At 65.6% G+C, this 247-nt stretch carries 1 protein-coding gene; it reads right to left on the reverse strand.

Translation table 11 applies throughout. The annotated features are described in order from the left end of the window. Positions 1-247, reverse strand: a 247-nt coding sequence (locus tag RYX56_RS24420; RefSeq protein ID WP_317124395.1) for a hypothetical protein, incomplete at both ends; no start/stop codon positions are given.

A 247-nucleotide genomic window follows, 5' to 3' on the forward strand; every position in this document is an offset into this window, starting at 1 on the left:
TACCCGCGCAGCGCCCTGCTCGCGCGTGCGGTCCAAGGCGCGAGCGAGAAGCACCCGCTGCTCCGGCACATTCGGATCCGACAGGTTTCCGGGGGCCTGAACAAAGATCGTTCTGTCTGAAAGGGCCTGATTGCCGACACGCGCCTGGAGATTCCATATCATCCAGTCGACCGGTTCGAGCAGCAGGGTGGCGGCCATCATCGCCGCGAGGCCGACCGACCAGGCGAGGTGCAGCAGGATCTCGCGT

This window comes from Alkalihalophilus lindianensis, from assembly GCF_032843265.1.
GTDB classification, from domain to species: Bacteria; Bacillota; Bacilli; order Bacillales; family Bacillaceae_D; genus Alkalihalophilus; species Alkalihalophilus lindianensis.